Annotated in this window: 18 protein-coding genes; 8 read left to right on the top strand and 10 right to left on the bottom strand. The window is 60.7% G+C overall.

What is annotated here, in order from left to right; translation table 11 throughout:
- Positions 1–888, top strand: a complete 888-nt coding sequence (locus NK667_RS27175; RefSeq protein WP_054048093.1) for a lysophospholipid acyltransferase — start codon at positions 1–3, stop codon at positions 886–888.
- Positions 889–1,038: 150 nt separating this feature from the next.
- The gene (locus tag NK667_RS27170) at positions 1,039–1,281 is read left to right on the top strand and encodes a PilZ domain-containing protein (RefSeq protein WP_054048091.1); all 243 of its coding nucleotides are present in this window, start codon (positions 1,039–1,041) and stop codon (positions 1,279–1,281) included.
- Here NK667_RS27170 and NK667_RS27165 read toward each other — a convergent pair whose 3' ends face one another.
- The 5 genes from NK667_RS27165 to def all read right to left on the bottom strand — a co-directional run bounded on the left by NK667_RS27165 (position 1,282) and on the right by def (position 6,000).
- Positions 1,282–1,596, bottom strand: coding sequence for a tetratricopeptide repeat protein (locus NK667_RS27165; RefSeq protein WP_054617160.1), 315 nt, complete (start codon positions 1,594–1,596; stop codon positions 1,282–1,284). It abuts the gene before it with no gap.
- Positions 1,597–1,760: 164 nt separating this feature from the next.
- Positions 1,761–3,134, bottom strand: a complete 1,374-nt coding sequence (trkA, locus tag NK667_RS27160) for a Trk system potassium transporter TrkA (RefSeq protein ID WP_054617161.1) — start codon at positions 3,132–3,134, stop codon at positions 1,761–1,763.
- A 23-nt stretch (positions 3,135–3,157) separates the two neighbouring features.
- A complete protein-coding gene (gene rsmB, locus NK667_RS27155; RefSeq protein ID WP_054048085.1) occupies positions 3,158–4,468 on the bottom strand; it encodes a 16S rRNA (cytosine(967)-C(5))-methyltransferase RsmB in 1,311 nt (436 codons plus the stop codon).
- Positions 4,465–5,424 (bottom strand): methionyl-tRNA formyltransferase, encoded by a 960-nt coding sequence (gene fmt, locus NK667_RS27150; protein ID WP_054617162.1) that lies wholly within the window; start codon positions 5,422–5,424, stop codon positions 4,465–4,467. Before fmt ends, rsmB begins: the two co-directional genes overlap by 4 nt.
- A 69-nt stretch (positions 5,425–5,493) precedes the next feature.
- Positions 5,494–6,000: a peptide deformylase gene (gene def / locus NK667_RS27145; RefSeq protein WP_046056612.1), complete on the bottom strand. Its 507-nt coding sequence runs from the start codon at positions 5,998–6,000 to the stop codon at positions 5,494–5,496.
- Between the two features lie 167 nt (positions 6,001–6,167).
- On the opposite strand from def, the gene NK667_RS27140 reads away from it, so the two are divergent.
- The 3 genes from NK667_RS27140 to tsaC all read left to right on the top strand — a co-directional run bounded on the left by NK667_RS27140 (position 6,168) and on the right by tsaC (position 8,985).
- Complete coding sequence (locus NK667_RS27140; protein WP_054048081.1) at positions 6,168–7,193, top strand: LysM peptidoglycan-binding domain-containing protein; 1,026 nt, start codon at positions 6,168–6,170, stop codon at positions 7,191–7,193.
- 79 nt (positions 7,194–7,272) lie between these two features.
- On the top strand, positions 7,273–8,373 hold the full coding sequence (dprA, locus tag NK667_RS27135) for a DNA-processing protein DprA (protein ID WP_054617163.1): 1,101 nt from the start codon (positions 7,273–7,275) through the stop codon (positions 8,371–8,373).
- 54 nt (positions 8,374–8,427) lie between these two features.
- Positions 8,428–8,985: an L-threonylcarbamoyladenylate synthase type 1 TsaC gene (gene tsaC, locus NK667_RS27130; protein ID WP_054048078.1), complete on the top strand. Its 558-nt coding sequence runs from the start codon at positions 8,428–8,430 to the stop codon at positions 8,983–8,985.
- A 51-nt stretch (positions 8,986–9,036) separates the two neighbouring features.
- Here the strand turns inward: tsaC and NK667_RS27125 are convergent, their stop codons facing one another.
- The gene (locus tag NK667_RS27125) at positions 9,037–10,014 is read right to left on the bottom strand and encodes an NADPH:quinone reductase (RefSeq protein ID WP_054617164.1); all 978 of its coding nucleotides are present in this window, start codon (positions 10,012–10,014) and stop codon (positions 9,037–9,039) included.
- Positions 10,015–10,178: 164 nt separating this feature from the next.
- On the opposite strand from NK667_RS27125, the gene hemF reads away from it, so the two are divergent.
- Both hemF and aroE read left to right on the top strand, forming a co-directional pair.
- Positions 10,179–11,093 (top strand): oxygen-dependent coproporphyrinogen oxidase, encoded by a 915-nt coding sequence (gene hemF, locus NK667_RS27120; RefSeq protein ID WP_054617165.1) that lies wholly within the window; start codon positions 10,179–10,181, stop codon positions 11,091–11,093.
- An 11-nt stretch (positions 11,094–11,104) separates the two neighbouring features.
- Positions 11,105–11,926, top strand: a complete 822-nt coding sequence (gene aroE / locus NK667_RS27115; protein ID WP_054617166.1) for a shikimate dehydrogenase — start codon at positions 11,105–11,107, stop codon at positions 11,924–11,926.
- Between the two features lie 174 nt (positions 11,927–12,100).
- Here aroE and NK667_RS27110 read toward each other — a convergent pair whose 3' ends face one another.
- The 3 genes from NK667_RS27110 to betC form a co-directional block, all read right to left on the bottom strand.
- Complete coding sequence (locus tag NK667_RS27110; protein ID WP_054617167.1) at positions 12,101–13,669, bottom strand: SulP family inorganic anion transporter; 1,569 nt, start codon at positions 13,667–13,669, stop codon at positions 12,101–12,103.
- A 144-nt stretch (positions 13,670–13,813) separates the two neighbouring features.
- The gene (gene choX / locus NK667_RS27100) at positions 13,814–14,737 is read right to left on the bottom strand and encodes a choline ABC transporter substrate-binding protein (RefSeq protein WP_054617168.1); all 924 of its coding nucleotides are present in this window, start codon (positions 14,735–14,737) and stop codon (positions 13,814–13,816) included.
- Between the two features lie 16 nt (positions 14,738–14,753).
- The gene (gene betC / locus NK667_RS27095) at positions 14,754–16,268 is read right to left on the bottom strand and encodes a choline-sulfatase (protein WP_054617169.1); all 1,515 of its coding nucleotides are present in this window, start codon (positions 16,266–16,268) and stop codon (positions 14,754–14,756) included.
- Between the two features lie 114 nt (positions 16,269–16,382).
- On the opposite strand from betC, the gene NK667_RS27090 reads away from it, so the two are divergent.
- Positions 16,383–17,333 carry a choline sulfate utilization transcriptional regulator gene (locus NK667_RS27090; protein WP_054617170.1) on the top strand — a complete coding sequence of 317 codons (951 nt, stop codon included), beginning with the start codon at positions 16,383–16,385 and terminating at the stop codon, positions 17,331–17,333.
- On the opposite strand, the gene NK667_RS27085 is transcribed toward NK667_RS27090, so the two are convergent.
- Positions 17,320–17,985 carry an NAD(P)-dependent oxidoreductase gene (locus NK667_RS27085; RefSeq protein ID WP_054617171.1) on the bottom strand — a complete coding sequence of 222 codons (666 nt, stop codon included), beginning with the start codon at positions 17,983–17,985 and terminating at the stop codon, positions 17,320–17,322. The two genes, NK667_RS27090 and NK667_RS27085, sit on opposite strands and share 14 nt — an antisense overlap.
- Positions 17,986–17,989: the final 4 nt, after the last annotated feature.

Below are 17,989 nucleotides of genomic sequence, written 5' to 3'. Positions count from 1 at the left end.
GTGGATAAGTTTAAAGGCGCCTTGCTGGTAGGCGCTCTGCGGCTGTTTGCCTTGCTTCCGTGGCGAGCAGTGCAAGCGGTGGGCTCGGCGATTGGCTGGGTCATGTGGAAAACCCCCAACCGTTCCCGCGACGTGGTGCGGATCAACCTCGCCAAGTGCTTCCCGGAGATGGACGCTGCCGAACGCGAGCGTCTGGTCGGTCAGAGCCTGAAAGACATTGGCAAGTCCCTGACCGAAAGCGCCTGCGCCTGGATCTGGCCGGCCCAGCGCTCCATCGACCTAGTGCGCGAAGTCGAAGGCCTCGACGTGTTGAAGGATGCGTTGGCGTCCGGCAAAGGTGTGGTCGGCATCACCAGCCACCTCGGCAACTGGGAAGTGTTGAACCACTTCTATTGCAGCCAGTGCAAACCGATCATTTTCTACCGTCCGCCGAAATTGAAGGCTGTGGATGATTTGCTGCGCAAACAGCGCGTGCAATTGGGCAACCGCGTGGCGGCCTCCACCAAGGAAGGCATCCTCAGTGTGATCAAGGAAGTGCGCAAAGGTGGTGCAGTGGGCATTCCCGCTGACCCGGAACCGGCCGAATCCGCCGGGATCTTCGTGCCGTTCTTCGCCACCCAGGCGCTGACCAGCAAATTTGTGCCGAACATGTTGGCGGGCGGCAAAGCGGTCGGCGTGTTCCTGCATGCCCTGCGGCTGCCGGACGGCTCGGGGTACAAAGTTATCCTCGAAGCCGCGCCGGAAGCCATGTACAGCACGGATACCGAGACATCCTGCGCCGCGATGAGCAAAGTCGTGGAACGCTATGTCGGGGCTTACCCGAGTCAGTACATGTGGAGCATGAAGCGCTTCAAGAAGCGTCCACCGGGCGAAGAACGCTGGTACTGAAGTAATTGGCACGCTCTGTGGATAACCTGCCTGTGTAGGAGCGAGGCTTGCCCGCGAAGCTTTTAGCGTTATTGAGGACGCCTTCGCGGGCAAGCCTCGCTCCTACACAGGTCAAGTTATCCACAACACGTTCATTCAAGGGCGCAGTAGATGTCCGAACTCCGCAAATCATTTCGCATCAAGATCAGCCACGAAAGCTTCGGTGAGTGTCTGGGGCAAACCCGTAACCTGTCGACGACGGGTGTCTACGTCAAGCACCCGACTCTGTCGGTATTGCCCAAGGGCGCGGTGGTCTACGGTCAGGTGCAAGACTTACCCACAGGCGGCGCGCCGCGAGTGCGCATGGAAGTGGTGCTGGTGGATGCCGAAGGGATTGGTCTGCGCTATCTCTGATCAGTGGGCCTGACGCTCAAGCTTCTTCAGAAACACCGTCATTTCCTTCTCCGCCTGCTTGTCGCCATGGGCGCGAGCAGCTTCCAGGCCTTGCTCCCAGGCCTGACGCGCGGCAGCAACGTCCGCCTGCGCCAGATGCGCCTTGCCCAGCAGCTTCCAGGCTGCCGAATACTTTGGATCGAACTCAACGCAGCGCTGGAAATGCTCGGCGGCCTTGGCGTTTTCCCCAAGATCCAGATAACCCTTGCCCAAGCCAAAGCGCAGCAGTGAGTTATCCACACCCTTGGCGAGCATTTTTTCCAGGGATTCGATCATGGGTGGATTCCTTTGAGTGATGAGTGGTTTCGAGATCGCCTTCGCGGGCAAGCCTCGCTCCCACAGTGGATATTCAGTGGCCACAGTTTTTGTGTACGGCCGAGATCCCCTGTGGGAGCGGGCTTGCTCGCGAAGAGGTCAGTCCAGTCAACGCAAATGCTGGATCAGAAGAAGCTCAACCCCACATGAAACAGCTTCTCCACATCCCGAATATGCTTCTTATCCACAAGGAAAAGAATCACATGGTCGCCCGCCGCAATCACGGTGTCGTCGTGGGCGATGATCACTTGTTCATCACGAATGATCGCGCCAATCGTGGTGCCCGGCGGCAAACCGATGTTCTCGATGGCCTTGCCAATCACCTTGCTCGACTTCGCATCGCCATGCGCAATCGCCTCGATGGCTTCCGCCGCGCCTCGGCGCAGTGAGTGCACGCTGACGATATCGCCACGGCGCACGTGGGCCAGCAAGGTGCCGATGGTCGCCAGTTGCGGGCTGATGGCGATGTCGATGTCGCCGCCCTGGATCAAATCAACGTAAGCCGGGTTGTTGATGATCGTCATCACCTTCTTCGCGCCCAGCCGTTTGGCCAGCAACGACGACATGATGTTGGCTTCGTCGTCGTTGGTCAGGGCCAAGAAGATATCCGCGTCGGCGATGTTCTCTTCCAGCAACAAGTCGCGGTCCGACGCGCTGCCCTGCAACACCACGGTGCTGTCGAGGGTGTCCGAGAGATAGCGGCAGCGCGCCGGGTTCATCTCGATGATCTTCACCTGATAACGGCTTTCGATGGCCTCGGCCAGGCGTTCGCCGATCTGTCCGCCACCGGCGATGACGATGCGTTTGTAGGTTTCATCGAGGCGGCGCATTTCGCTCATCACCGCGCGAATATTCGCCTTGGCGGCGATGAAAAATACTTCGTCGTCGGCCTCGATCACCGTATCGCCCTGGGGCAGGATCGGTCGGTCGCGACGAAAAATCGCCGCTACGCGGGTTTCGACATTCGGCATGTGTTCGCGCAACTGCCGCAGTTGCTGCCCCACCAACGGCCCGCCGTAGTAAGCCTTCACCGCCACCAGTTGGGCTTTGCCTTCGGCGAAGTCGATCACCTGCAAGGCGCCGGGGTGTTCGATCAGGCGCTTGATGTAGTTGGTGACCACTTGTTCCGGGCTGATCAGCACGTCCACCGGGATCGCGTCGTTGTTGAATAGCCCGCCACGGGTCAGGTACGCGGCTTCGCGGACCCGGGCGATCTTGGTCGGGGTGTGGAACAGGGTGTGGGCGACCTGGCAGGCGACCATGTTGGTTTCATCGCTGTTGGTCACCGCGACCAGCATGTCGGCGTCATCGGCACCGGCCTGGCGCAGCACGGTCGGGAACGACGCGCGGCCCTGCACGGTGCGGATGTCCAGCCGATCGCCGAGATCGCGCAGGCGTTCGCCATCGGTGTCGACCACGGTGATGTCGTTGGCTTCGCTGGCCAAGTGTTCCGCCAGCGAACCGCCCACCTGCCCCGCGCCGAGGATGATGATTTTCATCCAGTCACTCCCTTGAAATCCGGTTAACCGCGCGCGGCGGCAATCTTGATCAGTTTGGCGTAGTAGAACCCGTCGTGACCGCCCTGCTGGGCCAGCAATTGGCGACCATGCGGCTGTTTGATCCCGGCCGTGATGGCGAGGTCCAGCTCACGCGCGCCCGGCGTGCGGGCGAGGAAGGCTTCGATGACTTCAGTGTTCTCGGTCGGCAATGTCGAGCAGGTGGCGTAAAGCAGGATCCCGCCGACCTCCAGAGTTATCCACATGGCGTCGAGCAACTCGCCCTGCAGCACCGCGAGCGCGGCGATGTCGTCAGGTTGGCGCGTCAACTTGATGTCCGGGTGACGACGGATCACGCCAGTCGCCGAGCATGGCGCGTCCAGCAGAATGCGCTGGAAAGGTTTGCCGTCCCACCAGGTCGCAGTGTCGCGGCCGTCGGCGGCGATCAGTTCGGCGCTCAGGCCCAGGCGTGCGAGGTTTTCCCGCACCCGCACCAGACGTTTGGCTTCGAGGTCCACCGCCACCACGCCGGCCAGTGCAGGCTCGGCTTCGAGGATGTGGCAGGTCTTGCCACCCGGTGCGCAGCAGGCGTCCAGCACCCGCTGGCCCGGTGCCAAATCCAGCAAGTCGGCGGCCAGTTGCGCGGCTTCGTCCTGCACGCTGATCCAGCCTTCGGCAAAACCCGGCAGGCTGCGCACATCGGCGGCAGCGTCGAGGATGATGCCGTCGCGGCTGTAAACGCAGGGGCTGGCGGCGATGCCGGCTTCACTCAGCAAACCGAGATACGCGTCGCGGGTCTGATGGCGACGGTTGACCCGCAGAATCATCGGCGGATGCGCGTTGTTCGCAGCGCAAATGGCTTCCCACTGCTCAGGCCAGAACGCCTTCAGGGATTTTTGCAGCCAGCGCGGGTGGGCAGTGCGCACCACCGGGTCGTGTTCCAGCTCCGCCAGCAGCGCTTCGCTTTCCCGTTGGGCGCGGCGCAGCACGGCGTTGAGCAAGGCTTTGGCCCAAGGCTTCTTCAGCTTGTCGGCGCAACCGACGGTTTCGCCAATGGCGGCGTGGGCCGGGACGCGGGTGTAGAGCAGTTGATAGAGGCCGACCAGCAACAACGCCTCGACATCGGCGTCGGCGGCTTTGAACGGCTTCTGCAACAACTTCGCTGCCAGCGCCGACAAACGTGGCTGCCAGCGCGCGGTGCCGAACGCCAGGTCCTGGGTGAAGCCGCGATCGCGGTCTTCAACCTTGTCCATTTGCGTCGGCAATGAACTGTTGAGTGAGGCTTTTCCGTTCAGGACAGCGGCGAGTGCCTTGGCGGCGGCCAGACGCGGGTTCATTGAGCGTCCGCCGCTTGACCGAGCACGGTGCCGACGGCGAATTTCTCACGACGGCTGTTGAACAAGTCGCTGAAGTTCAGCGCCTTGCCGCCGGGCAATTGCAGACGGGTCAGGCACAGGGCCTGCTCACCGCAAGCGACGATCAAGCCGTCCTTACTGGCGCTGAGGATTTCTCCTGGTGCGCCCAGCCCTTCGGCGAGGTTCGCGGCCAATACTTTCAGCGCTTCGCCGTTCAGCGTGCTGTGGGTGATCGGCCATGGGTTGAAGGCGCGGACCAGACGTTCCAGCTCTACCGCCGGACGACTCCAGTCGATGCGTGCTTCGTCTTTGTTCAATTTGTGTGCGTAAGTGGCGAGGCTGTCGTCCTGCACTTCGCCTACCAGCGTGCCGGCAGCGAGGCCGGCAATCGCTTCAACCACAGCCGGTGGACCCATTTCCGCCAAACGGTCGTGGAGGCTGCCGCCGGTGTCTTCGCCGGTAATCGGCGTGGTGACTTTCAGCAGCATCGGCCCAGTGTCGAGGCCCAGTTCCATGCGCATTACGGTCACGCCGCTTTCGCTGTCGCCCGCTTCAACGGCGCGCTGGATCGGCGCCGCACCGCGCCAGCGTGGCAGCAACGAGGCGTGGCTGTTGATGCAACCCAGGCGCGGAATATCCAGCACCACTTGCGGCAGGATCAGACCGTAGGCGACCACCACCAGCAAGTCGGGTTTCAATGCGGCCAGTTCAGCCTGGGCGTCTTCGTTGCGCAGGGTCGGCGGTTGCATGACCGGGATGTTGTTTTCCAGAGCCAACTGCTTGACCGGGCTCGGCATCAGTTTTTGCCCACGGCCCGCCGGACGGTCCGGTTGGGTGTAGACCGCGACGATCTCGTAAGGGCTGGCGAGCAGGGCCTTGAGGTGTTCGGCGGCGAATTCCGGGGTGCCGGCAAAAACGATGCGCAGTGGCTCAGTCATGGAAACTCTCTATTACAAAGCAGTCGCAAAGAAAAAGGCTTGCCGCAGCAAGCCTTTGAAAGGAGGGCATCAAGCGTTCTGGCGATGGAGCTTTTCCAGTTTCTTCTTGATTCGGTCGCGTTTGAGATTGGACAGGTAATCGACGAACAACTTGCCGTTGAGGTGGTCGCATTCATGCTGGATGCACACGGCGAGCAGACCTTCGGCGATCAGTTCGTAAGGTTGGCCGTCGCGGTCCAGGGCCTTGATCTTGACCTTCTGCGGGCGATCGACGTTTTCGTAGAAGCCCGGCACCGAGAGGCAGCCTTCCTGGTATTGCTCCATCTCGTCGGTCAGGGTTTCGAACTCGGGGTTGATGAACACCCGCGGTTCGCTGCGGTCTTCGGAGAGGTCCATCACGACGATACGTTTGTGCACGTTGACCTGGGTCGCGGCGAGGCCGATGCCTGGCGCTTCATACATTGTTTCAAACATATCATCGACCAACTGACGCACTTCGTCGTCCACTACGGCCACAGGTTTGGCGATAGTGCGCAGGCGCGAGTCGGGGAATTCGAGGATGTCTAAAATGGCCATAAGCTTAATTGCTGCACATGTGAGGTAAAGTCGGGTCGATGGCCTGGCGGGTCCGAAGATGCAGGCTACCGTTGTAAAACGTAGCTCCTTTCTTCAAGAAGAGCGAGGAGCGAGCCACGGGGGCTCTGGCGTTTTACGCGAACGCACATAATAAAGGGATTCACCGCATGAGGAAATCACTACTCGCCTTGCTCCTTCTGGCCTCGGCCGGTTTGGCGCACGGGCAAGTGCAACTCAAGGAAGGTTTTCCGCAGCAATACACAGTGGTAAGGGGCGACACACTTTGGGACATCTCCGGCAAATTCCTGCGTGAGCCGTGGAAATGGCCCGAGCTGTGGCAGGTCAATCCGCAAATCCAGAACCCCAATCTCATCTATCCCGGCGACACGTTGACGCTGGTCTATGTCGACGGCCAGCCGCGCTTGACCCTCAATCGCGGCGAATCCCGGGGCACCATCAAGCTCTCGCCCCGTATCCGCAGCAGCCCGGTGGCCGATGCGATCCCGAGCATCCCGCTGCAATCGATCAACAGCTTTCTGTTGAGCAACCGCATCGTCGACAAGGTCGAGGACTTCGACAAGGCGCCCTACATCGTCGCCGGCGATGCCGAGCGAGTGCTCAGCGGCACCGGCGACCGGATTTTCGCGCGCGGGCATTTCGACCCCAACCAGCCGGTGTACGGCATCTTCCGCCAGGGCAAGGTCTACACCGATCCGCAGAGCAAGGAGTTCCTGGGGATCAACGCCGACGACATTGGCGGCGGCGAGATTGTCGCGACCGAAGGCGATGTCGCCACCCTGGCGCTGCAACGCACCACCCAGGAAGTCCGCCTCGGCGACCGTTTGTTCAGCGGCGAAGAGCGAGCGATCAATTCGACTTTCATGCCCAGCGCGCCGAAAACCGACATCAATGGCTTGATCATCGATGTGCCACGCGGGGTCACGCAGATTGGCGCGATGGACGTGGTCACGCTGAACAAGGGACAACGCGACGGATTAGCCGAAGGCAACGTGCTGGTGGTGATGAAAACCGGTGAAACCGTGCGTGACCGGGTCACCGGCCAGCCGCTGAAAATCCCCGATGAGCGCGCGGGTCTGCTGATGGTTTTCCGCACTTACGACAAACTCAGTTACGGGCTGGTTCTCAACGCATCGCGCTCACTGGCGGTCCTGGATAAGGTGCGGAATCCTTAGCCTGCTCCACAAGTTACCAACAGAGTTATCCACAGCTTATTCCCGTTTGAACGGGGCTCATAACGATCAAGGATGATCCATGTCGCTTTCCGCTTTTACCCCGGTTTCCCCTGCGGAACTGGAGGCGCGTTTACGTCTGCACCGCTTGCCCGAACTGGGACCGATGCGATTCAAGAAACTGCTCGAAGCGTTTGGCTCGGCATCAAAAGCTATCAGCGCGCCGGCCAGTGCCTGGCGTTCGTTGGGTTTGCCGGCGGCCAGTGCCGAGGCTCGACGCTCCAGTGAAATCCGCGACGGCGCGAGCCACGCATTGGCCTGGCTAGAGCGTCCGGGTCAGCATTTGCTGATGTGGGACCAGCCGGAGTACCCGGCGTTGCTGGCAGAAATCAGCGATGCACCGCCACTGTTATTTGTTGCCGGCGATCCGGGCATCCTGGAAAAACCGCAATTGGCGATGGTCGGCAGTCGCCGCGCATCGAGGCCGGGCATGGACACCGCGGCTGCCTTTTCCCGCAGTTTGGCGGGCGCCGGATTCGTCATTACGAGTGGTCTGGCCCTGGGCATTGATGCTGCCGCGCACCAAGCGGCTTTGGACGTGGGCGGCCAAACGGTCGGGGTACTTGGCACGGGACTTGAAAAGTTTTATCCACAGCGCAACCGGCGGCTGGCGGACGCCATGATTGCATCGGGCAGCGCAGTGCTTTCGGAGTTTCCGCTGGACGCCGGCCCGACCGCCAGCAACTTCCCCCGGCGCAACCGGATCATCAGCGGTTTGTCCCTCGGCGTGCTGGTGGTCGAGGCCAGTGTCGCCAGTGGTTCGTTGATTACCGCCAGGCTCGCAGCGGAGCAAGGTCGCGAGGTTTATGCGATTCCAGGATCGATTCATCATCCCGGCGCCAAGGGCTGTCATCAGCTGATCCGCGACGGTGCGATGCTGGTGGAAACCATCGAGCACATCCTCGAAGCCTTGCGCGGCTGGCAGCAGTTGCCGTTGTCCATGAACGCGCCGCCAGCGACTCATCCCTTGCTGATGTTGCTGCACGCGGCGCCTCACACCAGTGAAGCGCTGGCAAACAGCAGTGGCTGGGCCTTGCCCAAAGTGTTGGCGGCATTGACTGAACTGGAAATGGATGGCCGGGCGGTGTGCGAAAGCGGACGCTGGTTTGCGCGGGTGAGCTAGGTTTTATAAGGAAGATCGGTAAACTGCGCAGAGCCTTATTCCGGAGAGTTTTTCATGGTCAACAGCTGGCGGGTGCAACAAGCCGCACAAGCAATTCGCGCAGGAGCGGTAATTGCCTACCCAACCGAAGCCGTCTGGGGCCTGGGTTGTGACCCGTGGGACGAAGAGGCAGTGGATCGTCTGCTGATGCTCAAGGGCCGGTCAGTGAGTAAGGGGCTGATCCTTGTGGCGGACAACATTCGCCAGTTCGACTTCCTCTTCGAAGACTTCCCTGAACTGTGGATGGACCGCATGGCCAGCACCTGGCCGGGTCCGAACACATGGTTGGTGCCACACCAGAATCTGTTGCCGCAATGGATTACCGGCGTGCATGAAACCGTGGCGCTGCGGGTCAGCGATCATCCGTTGGTGCGGGACTTGTGTGCGTTGGTCGGGCCATTGGTGTCCACCTCCGCCAACCCACAGGGCCGGCCGGCGGCGCGAACGCGGCTGCGCATCGAGCAGTATTTCCGTGGGCAGCTTGATCTGGTGCTCGGCGGCAATCTGGGTGGGCGCAAGAACCCGAGTGTGATTCGGGATGTGGCGACCGGGCATGTAGTGCGCCAGGGCTGACACCTGAGTGACTTGTGGCGAGGGAGCAAGCTCCCTCGCCACAGTGCGGCGTTACGGCAACAAAACAATCGAACCGGTAGTCCGCCGCGCCGACAATTCAGTCTGCGCCTTGGCCGCATCAGCCAGTGCAAACGTCTGGCTGATGTCCACCGTCAACTTGCCACTGATGATCATCTCGAACAGCTCATTCGCCATGCGCTGCAAGTTCTCGGCGTTGTTGGCGTAGGTACCCAGGGTCGGACGGGTCACGTACAGCGAACCTTTCGCCGCCAGAATCCCCAGATTCACGCCATCCACCGCGCCCGACGCATTGCCGAAGCTCACCACCAGGCCTCGAGGCGACACGCTATCGAGCGATGTCAACCAAGTGTCCTTGCCTACGCCGTCGTACACCACCGGGACTTTTTTCCCGTCAGTCAATTCCAGCACCCGTTGCGCGACGTTTTCGTGGCTGTAATCAATGGTCGCCCAGGCGCCGTTGGCCTTGGCCAGTGCGGCCTTCTCCGCTGAACTGACGGTGCCGATCAGCTTCACGCCCAATGCCTTGGCCCACTGGCACGCCAGGGAACCGACACCGCCGGCCGCCGCGTGGAACAGGATGGTTTCGCCACCCTTGAGTTCATACGTCTGACGCAACAAGTACTGCACGGTGAGGCCCTTGAGCATCACGCCGGCGGCCTGTTCGAAACTGATGGCGTCCGGCAGCAGCACCAGATTGGCTTCCGGCAACACGTGAACCTGGCTGTAGGCACCCAACGGGCCACTGCCGTAGGCCACGCGATCGCCGACCTTGAAGCGGGTAACGTCGCTGCCCACCGCGTCCACCACGCCCGCGCCTTCAGAGCCCAGGCCCGACGGCAAGGCAGGCGGCGGATAGAGGCCGCTGCGGAAATAGGTGTCGATGAAGTTCAGGCCGATGGCCTTGTTGGTGACGCGCACTTGATGCGGGCCGGGTTCGGCGGGTTGGTAATCGACATACTCGAGCACTTCGGGGCCGCCATGGGCGCGGATCTGAATACGCTTTGCCATCTGCCTTCTCCTAACATCGTTTTACGAAGCTCCCTATCGAACTCCTAAGCTTGATCTTCGTCAACTGCGGCGGGCGTTGCTGCAATGTTATGCTACGCGCCCATTTGCGCCGGCCCCCGCTCCGATGGAGCGCCGCGTAGTTTTGCCCGATTCAAGGTGATGACATGACGACCCGCACCGAGGCCGTAAAAGCCTACCTGCTCGACCTGCAAGACCGCATTTGCGCCGCCCTGGAAACCGAGGACGGCGGCACGCGCTTCGTCGAAGACGCCTGGACTCGCCCTGCTGGCGGTGGCGGTCGCACCCGGGTAATCGAAAACGGCACAGTGATCGAAAAGGGCGGCGTCAACTTTTCCCACGTGTTTGGCAGCGGTCTCCCACCGTCCGCCAGCGCTCATCGGCCGGAACTGGCCGGGCGCGGTTTCGAAGCGTTGGGCGTGTCCCTGGTTATTCACCCGCACAATCCGCATGTGCCGACATCCCACGCCAACGTGCGCTTTTTCATCGCCGAAAAAGAAGGTGAAGAACCGGTCTGGTGGTTCGGCGGCGGCTTCGACCTGACTCCCTATTACGGCAATGAAGAAGATTGCGTGCACTGGCACCGCGTCGCTGAACAGGCTTGCGCGCCGTTCGGCGAGGACGTCTACCCGCGTTACAAGGCTTGGTGCGACAGCTATTTCCACATCAAGCATCGTCACGAGCCCCGGGGCATCGGCGGTCTGTTTTTCGATGACTTGAACGAGTGGGACTTCGACACCAGCTTCGCTTTCATGCGTGCCATTGGCGATGCGTTCATCAACGCCTACCTGCCGATTGTGCAGCGGCGCAAGAACGATGCGTTCACCGCCAAACAGCGTGAATTCCAGGAATTCCGCCGTGGCCGTTACGTCGAGTTCAACCTGGTCTACGACCGTGGCACCTTGTTCGGCCTGCAATCGGGCGGTCGTACCGAATCGATCCTGATGTCCCTGCCGCCGCAAGTGCGCTGGGGTTATGACTGGAAAGCCGAGCCGGGCAGCGAAGAAGCGCGCCTGACCGAGTACTTCCTGCAAGATCGTGACTGGTTGGCCAAGGGCTGAGAGGAATCCTGATGGATCGTTATGTCGTATTCGGTAACCCGATTGGCCACAGCAAGTCGCCGCTGATTCATCGCCTGTTTGCCGAGCAGACCGGTGAACAATTGGACTACAGCACTTCGCTGGCGCCGCTCGATGACTTTTCCGAATTTGCCCGGACATTTTTCGTTGAAGGGCGTGGGGCAAATGTCACGGTACCGTTCAAGGAAGAGGCCTATCGCCTGGCCGACAGCCTGACGCCGCGCGCGCAGCGTGCCGGTGCGGTCAACACCTTGAGCAAACTGGCCGATGGCACGTTGTTGGGCGACAACACTGACGGCGCCGGGCTGGTGCGCGACCTGACGGTCAACGCCGGTTTCAGCCTCAAGGACAAACGCATCCTGCTGCTGGGAGCCGGCGGTGCGGTGCGCGGTGCGCTGGAACCCTTGCTGGCGGAACAACCGGCGTCGCTGATCATCGCCAACCGCACGGTGGAAAAAGCCGAGTTGCTCGCGCAACTGTTCGCCGATCTGGGACCGGTGTCCGCCAGTGGTTTCGATTGGTTGCAGGAGCCGGTAGACCTGATCATCAACGCGACGTCTGCCAGCCTGTCAGGCGATGTACCGCCGATTGCCGGAAGCTTGATCGAACCGGGCAGGACGCTGTGCTACGACATGATGTACGGCAAGGAACCGACCTCGTTCTGCCGCTGGGCCAGCGAACACGGCGCGGTGGCGGTGATGGATGGTTTGGGGATGCTGGCCGAACAGGCGGCGGAAGCCTTCTACCTGTGGCGCGGAGTGCGACCGGATACAGCGCCGGTGTTGGCTGAACTTCGCCGCCAATTGGGACTGTAGACTTTTGTGGCGAGGGAGCTTGCTGTGGCGAGGGGGCTTGCCCCCGTTGGGCTGCGCAGCAGCCCCCCAAGATTTGTCTGACACACCTCGGTTGCCGGGTTTACGACCGCTTCGCGGCCGAACGGGGGCAAGCTCCCTCGCCACAGGTTATGCGGTTGTCATCACTATGGGGTTTCAATCTTCGAAACGGATTGGGCATTTCTCCGCCCCTTCCAGCTTGCGCAACTCCTCCACCACCGGCGGCCGCGCGCCGCGCAAGGTCAGGCTGCGATCCTGACGCAGTAGCCGCCGCGCTTCCTGGTGCAGCATCTCCACCCCCGAATAGTCGATGAAGTTGATCTGCTGCGCCTCGATCACCACGCGCACGCCATGCATGCGTTGCAGGCGCACTTGCAGGTAATGGCTGGCGCCAAAGAAGATCGAACCGCCGACCCGCAGAACGTCTTCATCGCCATCGCGCCAGTGCTGCACTCGCGGTTGTGAGGTGCGCTTGAGATAGAAGAACAGCGAGGCCAGCACCCCGGCGTAGATCGCCGTCTGCAATTCCAGCAGCAACGTGGCGACGCAAGTCAGAGCCATGACCAGAAATTCGGCGCGGCTGACCCGCAACAAGGCGCGAATGCCGCGATGGTCCACCAACCCCCAGGCGATCAACAGAATGCTGCCGGCCATGGCCGGGATCGGAATGTGCGCGATCAATCCGGCGCCGAAGATTGCGAACAGCGCTACCCACAACGCCGAAAACACTCCGGCCAGCGGCGAGCAGGCGCCCGCTTCGTAGCTCAGGCCCGAGCGGGTAAAGGAACCGGCCGACAGCGACCCGGAAAAAAACGCACCGACCATGTTTGATAAGCCTTGGGCGCGGACTTCCTGGTTCGCATCGAGCAACTGCTGCGAACGGGCCGACAACGAGCGGGCAATCGATAGACTGGTAACGAGCCCAAGCATGCCGACCGCGACCGCACTAGGCAGCAAACGCAGGATCAACTCCAGATCCAGCGGCACTGCGCTGAAGGGTGGCAACCGTCCAAAAAACGCACTGACCAATTTCACATGGCCAAACATCGCGGGCCAAAGCCACACCAACAACCCGCTCAGGACCAACGTGATCAACAGCGTCGGCCAGCGTGGCAGTAGCAGTTTCAGAACAATACCGACCACTACTGTGGCCAGGCCCAGCACCAACGACGGTTTATCCACAGCCCCGAGGTGAGTGAGCAAGGTCATCAGGCTGTTGAGTGCCGTGGCCTGGTTGGGCAGGTCCAGCCCCAGCAGGTTCGGCATCTGCCCGATGGCGATCACCACGGCGGCACCGAGGGTGAAGCCCAGCACCACCGAGTGCGAGACGAAATTCACCAGTGCGCCGAACCGCAGCATTCCCAACAACCACTGGAAAATCCCGGCCAGCAGCGTAAGCAGCAGGATCAACGTGATGTAGTCCTGGGTCGCCGGCACGGCCAGAGGACTGACGCTGGCGTACAGGACAATGGAAATCGCCGCCGTAGGACCGCAGATCAAATGCCACGACGAACCCCAGAGGCAGGCGATCAGCACCGGGATGATCGCGGCGTACAAACCGTATTCCGGTGGGAGACCGGCAATCAATGCGTAGGCAATGGATTGCGGCAGCGCGAGAATTGCGCCGCTGAGGCCGACGATCAAATCGCGGCCGACACTGGCGCGGGTCTGGCGCGGCAGCCAGGTCAGAAAAGGGAAGAGTGAATGGCGGCTGGGGAAGGCCATGGGTCCTCTCGGGTGGGAATTTGCGCAAAGGGTAACAGGACGAAACATTGTGGGAGCGGGCTTGCTCGCGAATACGGTGGGTCATTCAACAAAGATGTCGACTGTCCCGGCGCATTCGCGAGCAAGCCCGCTCCCACATGGGTTCTACAGCTTGGCCTTCACCGCCCCCAACGCATCCTTGCCATCCACGGTCTTCACGCCATCCAGCCATTTATCCAGCACTGCCGGATTGGCCTTGATCCACGCCTTCACCGCCTCGGCATTGCTGACTTTTTTGTTCACCACCTCGGCCATGATGCTGTTCTCCATTTCCTGGGTGAAACTCAGGTTGGTGAGCAGTTTGCCGACGTTCGGGCAGGCCTGTGCATAACCTTTACGGGTCAGTGTATAAACCGCGCCGGTGTCGCCGAAGTACTTCTCGCCGCCCTTCAGGTAATGCATTTTCAGCTGCACGTTCATCGGGTGCGGAGTCCAGCCGAGGAAGGTCACGAACTTCTGTTTCTTCACTGCGCGAGACACTTCGGCCAGCATCGCCTGCTCGCTGGACTCAACCAGTTTCCACTGACCCAGTTCGAAGTCGTTCTTCTTGATGATGTCCTGCAGCGAGATGTTCGCCGGGGCGCCAGAGCCGATGCCGTAGATCTTCTTGTCGAACTTATCGGCGTACTTATTCAGGTCGGCAAAGTTATGCACACCCGCGTCCCACACATAATCCGGGACCGCCAGGGTGAACTCTGTGCCGTCGAGGTTTTTGGCCAGTTGCGTGACATCGCCAGTGGCGACGAATTTATCGTAGAAGCCCTGCTGCGCCGGCATCCAGTTACCCAAAAAGACATCAACCTGGCCGTCCTTCAAACCGCCAAAGGTAATCGGCACCGCGAGGGTATCGACTTTGGCTTTGTAGCCCATGCCGTCCAGCAGAAACCCGGTGATGGCGTTGGTCGCGGCGATGTCGCTCCATCCCGGATCGGCCATTTTCACCGTCTCGCAGCTTTGATCGGCGGCGTAAACCGATGCACTGCCAAGGGCCAGAAGCCCGACCGTCAGTACTGTGGATAACCTTTGCATGGACTTCCCCTTCACATTATTGGTTTTGGCAGGGTTGTGGATAACGTGCTTTGCGCTCCAGATCATCAAGGTCGATGTGGTTGCGCATGTACTGCTGACTGGCGTCTACCAGCGGCTGGTGATCCCAGCTCTTCAGCTTGCCGATCGTCAGGGCGTCGGCAACAAAACGCCGGCGTCGTTGACTTTCGAGGACCTGTTGGTGGATCGCCGGAATATTCCATTTGATCCGGGCTTCGGCCAGAAAATCGTCGAACAGCTGCCGATGTTGCGGCGACTGGCTGAGTTCTTCCTGTTCACGCGGATCGTTGTGTACGTCGAAGAGTAGACATGGGTCGTCTTCGCTGTAGATGAATTTGTAGGCGCCGCGACGAATCATCATTAACGGGCTGATGGTGCCTTCGGCCATGTATTCGCCGAACACCTCGTCGTGACCGCCCTGCCCTTGCAGGTGCGAAACCAGTGAGCGGCCGTCCAGCGGCAAGCTAGGCTCGAGCGAACCGCCGGCCAGTTCGACGAAGGTTGGCAGCAGGTCCGCCGTGGAAACGGCGGCGCTGACCCGTCCCGCACCGAACTGCCCCGGTGCACTGATCAACAGGGGCACGCGGGCGGCCATTTCGAACCAGTGCATTTTGTACCAAAGGCCACGCTCGCCAAGCATGTCGCCATGGTCGCCGGAGAACACAATAATCGTGTCATCGATCAGCCCGGTTTCCTCGAGTGTTTGCAGGAGTTTGCCGACGTTGCTGTCGATATAGCTGCACGCACCGAAATAGGCACGGCGGGCATCGCGAATCTTATCCACAGGCAACGGCTTGTCCCACAGGTCGTAGACCTTGAGCAAACGCTGGGAATGCGGGTCGAGTTCAGTCTGGGCCGGCGTTGTAGGCAAAGGGATGTCGGCGTCGTCGTACATATCCCAGAAAGCCTTGGGAATGGTGTACGGGTCGTGTGGGTGAGTCATCGACACGGTCAGGCAAAACGGCTGATCGCCATCCTCACGGATGTGATCGAACAAGTACTGCTGCGCCTTGAACACCACCTCTTCATCGAAATCCAGCTGATTGGTGCGCACGCATGGGCCGGCTTGCAGGACCGATGACATGTTGTGGTACCAGGTCGGGCGCACGTCCGGCTCATCCCAGTTCACCGACCAGCCGTAATCGGCCGGGTAGATGTCACTGGTCAGGCGTTCTTCATAGCCGTGGAGTTGGTCCGGGCCGCAGAAATGCATCTTGCCCGACAGCGCGGTGCGGTAGCCAAGGCGACGCAGGTAGTGGGCATAGGTCGGTACATCGGCGGGGAAATCGGCCGCGTTGTCGTAGGCGCCGATCTTGCTCGGCAACTGACCGCTGACCAGAGTAAACCGCGACGGCGCGCACAACGGGCTATTGCAATACGCGGCGTCGAACACCACGCCTTCGGCGGCGAGGCGACTGAGATTCGGGAGTTTGATGGGCGAAGGACCGTAGAACGGCAACATTGGCGCGGCCATCTGATCGGCCATGATGAAAAGAATATTCTTGCGCTTCATGTGATCGCGGCATTCCATAGTGAATATTTATGCGAGAGTGCTGCGACCGAGCATGTAGGCCATGCTCTTTGTGGTAAAGCCCACGCAAGGCAATGACTAGGATAAGCACAGCTTATGTATGACGCCCTCGGTGATTTGTCTCTGGATTTGCTGCGCGCCTTCGAATCGGCGGCGCGTCAGCACAGCTTCACTGCCGCTGCAGTAGAGCTGGGGACCACGCAGCCGGCGATCAGCCAGCAGATCAAACGGTTGGAGGAACAACTGGGCACGCGGTTGTTTGATCGGATCTATCGCGGCATCGAACTGACCGAGACCGGAATGATCCTTTTCGAGCAGGTTCAGCTCGGTTTGCAGAATATCGACGCCGGATTGACCGCTATCAGCGCACAGCAATCCCATGAAGTGCTGCAAGTCGCTACCGATTTTGCCTTCGCCGCTTATTGGTTGATGCCGCGCCTGCACCGCTTTCACGAAGCCAATCCGCAGGTCGACGTCAGCCTGGTCACCAGTGAACGCAATCACAACATGCTGCGCACGGATATCGATGTAGCGATCCTGTTTGGCGATGGGCGCTTTAAACAAGGCGAAAGCCACTGGCTGTTCAGCGAAGAAGTGTTCCCGGTGTGCAGTCCGCTGTTATTAAAGGATCGCGCCCTGCCCTTGCCGGTTCAGGCCCTGCTCGATTTGCCGCTGCTGCATTTGCGCGGTGAAAACAGCAGCAACTGGTTCGACTGGAGTGGTGTGTTCCGGGAATTGGGGATCACTTCGGCACCCGCGCCGGGGCAACTGCGGTTCGACAATTACACGTTGTTGATCCAGGCCGCGATTGGCGGTCAGGGCGTGGCTATCGGTTGGCGGCACCTTGTAGATGATTTGCTGGCCCAGGGTTTGTTGTGTCGGCCGATTGCCGACACGGTGATTTCCCGGTTGGGTTATTACGTGGTACTGCCCCAGCGCAAACGCCGTGGCGTGTTGATTCAACAGTTTGTGGACTGGCTGATGGAGGAGCAGGCCAGCAGTGCGCAATCGTTGACCGGTTTGCCCTTCCCTTCTATTGCGGTGTAGCCGCGACAAAATTTACGTGCTCAGCCACATGCAGGTTCAAACGCAGCTCATCGGCAATCCCCACGGCGACCCGGTTCAACCGCTCAAGCGGCTCGGCCAATCCCGTCTCCAGGCTGCTGCTGACTTGGCTGAAATGCTCGATGGTCAACCCGGCAACCCCACGCGGGGCGTCCACCAACGTCCATTGCAGCCCGCTGCTTTGCAAGGCGTCGAGAATTTCTTCGGCGGCGTGGTGCTGAAGGTCATCCTCCACCTCCGGCTCGTCCAGCTCCTCAAAATGCCCCACCACAAACAAGCGGCTAATTTGCGCGGCTTGCATGCCGTCGATCAGCGCATCCACCGCCAGCACTTGCTCGACCGGGCCGGGCACGATGGTTTTTTCCACGTGTTCACTGTTGAGCGGCAGCCCTGGTGCGTCTAGTAAACAGATGACTGCCGAAGCACCGGCCACGCTTTGCTTGACCCGTTCGGCGTCGAACAGGTCGCCGTTCTTGGTGCGCAAGCCCGGTCGTGGCGCCAGCGCCGTCAGGTCATCGAGAATCGCGATCACTTCATGCTGACGCCGCAGCATTTCAGCCATCAGCGCACTGCCCAGGCTACTCATGGCACCATAGAGCACCACTTTCACCACCGGGGTTTCGGCATTTTTCATGGCT

Origin of the sequence: Pseudomonas nunensis (assembly GCF_024296925.1) — a bacterium.
Lineage (GTDB): Bacteria > Pseudomonadota > Gammaproteobacteria > Pseudomonadales > Pseudomonadaceae > Aquipseudomonas > Aquipseudomonas nunensis.
The sequence above is the reverse complement of the archived record's forward strand: the minus strand, read 5'-3'. Positions and strand labels throughout refer to the sequence as shown.

Coding starts and splice junctions, on each gene's coding strand:
- dprA (WP_054617163.1), top strand. CDS start 7,273: ATGTCGCTTTCCGCTTTTACCCCGGTTTCCCCTGCGGAACTGGAGGCG.
- NK667_RS27090 (WP_054617170.1), top strand. CDS start 16,383: ATGTATGACGCCCTCGGTGATTTGTCTCTGGATTTGCTGCGCGCCTTC.
- choX (WP_054617168.1), bottom strand. CDS start 14,737: ATGCAAAGGTTATCCACAGTACTGACGGTCGGGCTTCTGGCCCTTGGC.
- NK667_RS27085 (WP_054617171.1), bottom strand. CDS start 17,985: ATGAAAAATGCCGAAACCCCGGTGGTGAAAGTGGTGCTCTATGGTGCC.
- NK667_RS27110 (WP_054617167.1), bottom strand. CDS start 13,669: ATGGCCTTCCCCAGCCGCCATTCACTCTTCCCTTTTCTGACCTGGCTG.
- def (WP_046056612.1), bottom strand. CDS start 6,000: ATGGCCATTTTAGACATCCTCGAATTCCCCGACTCGCGCCTGCGCACT.
- betC (WP_054617169.1), bottom strand. CDS start 16,268: ATGAAGCGCAAGAATATTCTTTTCATCATGGCCGATCAGATGGCCGCG.
- hemF (WP_054617165.1), top strand. CDS start 10,179: ATGACGACCCGCACCGAGGCCGTAAAAGCCTACCTGCTCGACCTGCAA.
- NK667_RS27165 (WP_054617160.1), bottom strand. CDS start 1,596: ATGATCGAATCCCTGGAAAAAATGCTCGCCAAGGGTGTGGATAACTCA.
- NK667_RS27170 (WP_054048091.1), top strand. CDS start 1,039: ATGTCCGAACTCCGCAAATCATTTCGCATCAAGATCAGCCACGAAAGC.
- aroE (WP_054617166.1), top strand. CDS start 11,105: ATGGATCGTTATGTCGTATTCGGTAACCCGATTGGCCACAGCAAGTCG.
- rsmB (WP_054048085.1), bottom strand. CDS start 4,468: ATGAACCCGCGTCTGGCCGCCGCCAAGGCACTCGCCGCTGTCCTGAAC.
- tsaC (WP_054048078.1), top strand. CDS start 8,428: ATGGTCAACAGCTGGCGGGTGCAACAAGCCGCACAAGCAATTCGCGCA.
- NK667_RS27125 (WP_054617164.1), bottom strand. CDS start 10,014: ATGGCAAAGCGTATTCAGATCCGCGCCCATGGCGGCCCCGAAGTGCTC.
- NK667_RS27140 (WP_054048081.1), top strand. CDS start 6,168: ATGAGGAAATCACTACTCGCCTTGCTCCTTCTGGCCTCGGCCGGTTTG.
- trkA (WP_054617161.1), bottom strand. CDS start 3,134: ATGAAAATCATCATCCTCGGCGCGGGGCAGGTGGGCGGTTCGCTGGCG.
- fmt (WP_054617162.1), bottom strand. CDS start 5,424: ATGACTGAGCCACTGCGCATCGTTTTTGCCGGCACCCCGGAATTCGCC.